Source organism: Kitasatospora sp. NPDC036755, from assembly GCF_040636595.1.
GTDB lineage: Bacteria > Actinomycetota > Actinomycetes > Streptomycetales > Streptomycetaceae > Kitasatospora.
In genome coordinates this window covers 1-3,960 of sequence record NZ_JBEZUT010000525.1, presented here as the reverse complement: position 1 = coordinate 3,960, position 3,960 = coordinate 1, and the positions used below count along the sequence as shown (strand labels likewise).

The following is a 3,960-nucleotide window of genomic DNA, read 5'->3' as shown; positions in this document are numbered from 1 at the left end:
GGCGCTCGGCCGGGGCGGCCGCCCGCAGCGCGGCGGCGTCCAGGGCCACCGACCGCTCCTCGGGGGCGCCCTGGGGCCGGCCGCTGTGGGCGAGCGCGGTGAGGCCGCCCTCCCGGTAGGAGGCGGCGCACACGTGGCGCTGCACCTTGCCGCTGGAGGTGCGCGGCAGCGTGGCGGCGCGGATCAGCACCACCGCGGCCGGCCGCACGCCGTGCGCCTCGGCGACCGCGTCGCGCACCGCGCGGGCCAGCGCCGGCAGGTCGCCGTCCTGGTGGTCGCGGGCGACCTCCTGGACGATCACCAGCTCGGCGGCGCCGGCCAGTTCGACCTGGACGGCGGCGCCGCAGTTGGCGCGCAGCGCGGGGTGGACGGCGGAGACGGTCTGCTCGATGTCCTGCGGGTAGTGGTTGCGGCCGCGGACGATGACCAGGTCCTTGAGCCGCCCGGTGACGAACAGTTCGCCCTCGCGCAGCAGGCCCAGGTCGCCGGTGCGCAGGAAGGCGGTGTCCGCGGAGGCGGCGGTGGTCTCGGGGTCCGCGGTGGTCTCGGGGGTCGCGGTGGTCTCGGGGTCCGCGGTGGTCTCGGAGTTCGTGGTGTCCTCGGCGAGGCGGGCGCCGAAGGTCGCCGCGCTGTGCTCCGGCCGGTTCCAGTAGCCCTGGGCCACGCTCGGGCCGGAGAGCCAGATCTCGCCGATCGCGCCGGCGGGCACCGGCCGGCGGGTGACCGGGTCGACGATCTCCAGCCGCTGGGACGCGTCCGGGCGCCCGCTGCTGACCAGCTCGGTGCTGCCCTCGACGCGCTGCTCTCCGCTCTGCCCGCCGTCCTGGTCGACGCCTCCGAGCAGGGAGTTCGGGGCCAGGTAGCGGGCCGGGGCGGTGCCGTGCGGCTTGCAGGAGACGATCAGCGTGGCCTCGGCCAGCCCGTAGCACGGGGTGAAGGCCTCGGCCCGGAAGCCCGCCGGGGCGTACGCGTCGGCGAACCGCCGGAAGGTCTCGGCGCGCACCGGCTCGGCACCGTTGAACGCCACCTCCCAGCTGCTCAGGTCGAGCCCGGCCAGCACCTCGGGGGTGGCCAGGTCGGCGCACAGGTCGTAGGCGAAGTTGGGGCCGCCGCTGACCGTCGCCCGGGTGCGGCTGATCTCGCGCAGCCAGCGCAGCGGGTCCTGGGCGAAGGCGGTCGGCGCCATCAGCGAGCAGGAGCCGGCGTAGTACAGCGGCTGGAGCATGCCGCCGATCAGGCCCATGTCGTGGAAGAGCGGCAGCCAGGACATGCCGCGGGTGCTGCCGGTGGTGCGGAAGGCGCGCTGGATCAGCGCCGAGTTGTGCAGCAGGTTGCCGTGCGTCAGCACCACGCCGCGCGGGGCCGAGGTGGAGCCGGAGGTGTACTGGAGGAACGCCACCGTGTCGGCGCCGACCTCCGGGTGCGCCCAGCCCTCCGCCTCCTCCTCGGGCACCCGGTCGCTCGCCACCAGCCGCAGCACGTCCATCACCGCGCCGTCCGGGTCGCCGGGCAGCAGCCGGTCCCGGACGGCGGCGGTGGTCAGGGCGACCGTCGCCCCGCAGTCCGCGACGATGTCGACCAGCCGTTCCAGCGAGCGCGGCCGGCGGTTGGGCGGGTACACCGGTACGGCGACGGCCCGGGCGTACAGGCAGCCGACGAAGGAGACCACGTAGTCCAGCCCCGGCGGCTGGAGCAGCAGCACCGGACGGTCGGTCAGGCCGAGCCGCTGCAGCCGGGCGGCGACGGCCCGGGCCCGCCGGTCGAGCTGTCCGTAGCTCAGGCGCTCGGGCGGGGCGTCCTCCTTCCCGGAGAACTCGAAGGCCGTGCGCTCCGGATCCGCCGCCGCGGTGGCGGCGATCGCCGAGATCCAGTCCTGGTGCTCAAGTCGCGGGTCCACGCGTTCTTTCCTCGCCGTTCGCTGTCCGATGCCCTGTGTCTGCCGTGGTGGCCGGCCGTCGTGCCCGGCCGTCCCGCGCTCTCAGCCGGCGGCCGGAACCGCGTCGGCCGCGTCGGCGCCGCCGGCCTGCTGCGCCATCGCCAGGCGCAGGCTCAGCGGCCGCATGTCGGTCCACACCTCGTCGATGTGGGCCAGGCACCGGGCCTTCTCGCCCTGGGGGCCCTCGGCGCGCCAGCCGGCCGGCAGCTCCCGGTCGGCCGGCCAGATCGAGTACTGCTCCTCGTGGTTGACGACGACCTGGTAGACGGTGGTGTCCTCGTTGCTCATGACTGCGCTCCGATCGGAGGGATGGGTTCTGGTGACGGGGGCTCCGGCCGCCGTCCGTGGCGGTTCGCACGGGCCGACCGGTCTGCATCGATGCTGTCGTTCCGCTCCTGCCGCGCCCTGGGTGCGGCCTGAGCGGGGTCCTGGCGGGCCCTGGCCCCTTCCTGGGCGGAGCCGGACGCGGCACCGGCGTTCCACCGGCACGGCACCGGCACGGCACCGGCCGCGGGCCGGTGCGGTTCTGACGGCTCACTGAACGCCGGCTGAAGCCCCGACGGCCGGGCGGGGGAGGACCGGGCCGGGTGGGGCCGCGGAGGGCCGGGTGGGTTCAGCGGGCGCGGTGGGCCGGGCCGAGGGAGGGGAAGAGCCGGGCCTCGGCGGCCTCGCGGAGGTAGGAGGCGCCGGCGGTGCCGCCGGTGCCGCGCACCATTCCGATGATCTTCATGGTGATGCCCCAGTGGGTGCGCTTCATCGCCCCCCACGCGTCGTCCAACTCGGCCATGACGGGCAGCAGTCCGTCCCTCGGCAGGCCGCTGTCCAGCAGCGCGACGTGCAGCGCCGGGCAGGACCGCTCGACGGCCCGGTACGCCCTGGACTGCACCGCGCTCCGGCCGTCCGTGTTGGCCCGGATCACCGCGAAGGCGTCCTTGGGCATGGTGGTCAGGACCCGGAACACCCCGGAGGTCCCGGCCACCTGGCGGACCGCCCCCGCCAGGCGCGCCCGGGCCGCGTCGGCCCGGCCGGCGGCCAGCTCCGCGGTCGCCTCCGCCACCGCCCGGACGACCGCGGCGAACACCGCCTCGAATATCTGGATGGTCCGGATGAACATCTGCTCGTCGTGGCTGCGGGTGGTCGGCGTCAGGGTCAGTTCCACGGCCCGCAGCACCCGGGCGGGCACCGCCTCCCGGGCCTCGGCGACCGCCTCGGCGCAGGCTCGGGCGAGGTCCTCGGGGTCCTCAGGGGCGTCGGGGATATCGGGGGTGTCGGGGGTGTCGACGGCCCGCTCCGGGGTGGCGGCGGCGTCGGACCGGGACGGGCGCCCGGTCAGGAGCCCGGTCCTGGTGACGAGGGCGCGCAGGGCGGCCCGGGTGCGGGGCAGGCCGGCCGGGGCCCCGGCGAGGGTCGCCGCCTCGGTCGCCACCACGTCGGCGAGCAGGGCGGCGATCACCTCGTCCGGGCTCGCTCCGCCCGCGGTCAGCGAGGCGAAGACCGGGCTGCCCAGGTAGCTGTCGTAGTCGCCGTGCCGGCCGTCCACCACCTGGGGGAGCCAGTCCGCGAGCAGCCGTGCCGCCGGGTCCGCGGCGTGCGGTCCGGCGGTGCTCCGGGTCTCGGCGGTGTTCCGGGCGCCGATGGTGTTCTGCGCGTCGTCGGCGGCGTGCGGTTCGGCGGTGTCGCGCGTGTCGACGGCGCGAAGGGCCGTCAGCAGTTCCTCGCCGACCGCGTTCTTGCCGACCGCCCGGTAGTGCCCGAGCACCGCCTCGTACGGGAACCGCTCGGCCGGCCCGCCCCCGGCCCGCCACCGCGCCAGCTCGTCCAGCGCGCGCCGTGGGTCCCGGTCGTCCGGGTCCGGGCGGGCGGAGGCCAGGCTGGGGCCGCCGACGCCGGGTGCGCGGGAGGTGTCGACGGCGGGTGCGGGCCCGGCGGTCGGGGCCTGCGAGAGGGTGGTGGTCACGGGGACTCCGTTCGGTCGTGCGGACGGGCCGGGTACGGCCCGGCGGGGCGGTGCCACGGGCGGCTGC

Annotated in this window: 3 protein-coding genes; all 3 read right to left on the bottom strand. The window is 76.6% G+C overall.

Annotated elements, in window-relative coordinates; genetic code table 11:
- Positions 1-1,897, bottom strand: a 1,897-nt coding sequence (locus AB0E96_RS39240) for a fatty acyl-AMP ligase (protein WP_359831354.1), incomplete at its 3' end; no start/stop codon positions are given.
- Between the two features lie 81 nt (positions 1,898-1,978).
- On the bottom strand, positions 1,979-2,224 hold the full coding sequence (locus tag AB0E96_RS39235; protein WP_359831352.1) for an MbtH family protein: 246 nt from the start codon (positions 2,222-2,224) through the stop codon (positions 1,979-1,981).
- Between the two features lie 325 nt (positions 2,225-2,549).
- Positions 2,550-3,893: a hypothetical protein gene (locus tag AB0E96_RS39230; RefSeq protein ID WP_359831350.1), complete on the bottom strand. Its 1,344-nt coding sequence runs from the start codon at positions 3,891-3,893 to the stop codon at positions 2,550-2,552.
- Positions 3,894-3,960: the final 67 nt, after the last annotated feature.

Coding starts and splice junctions, on each gene's coding strand:
- AB0E96_RS39235 (WP_359831352.1), bottom strand. CDS start 2,224: ATGAGCAACGAGGACACCACCGTCTACCAGGTCGTCGTCAACCACGAG.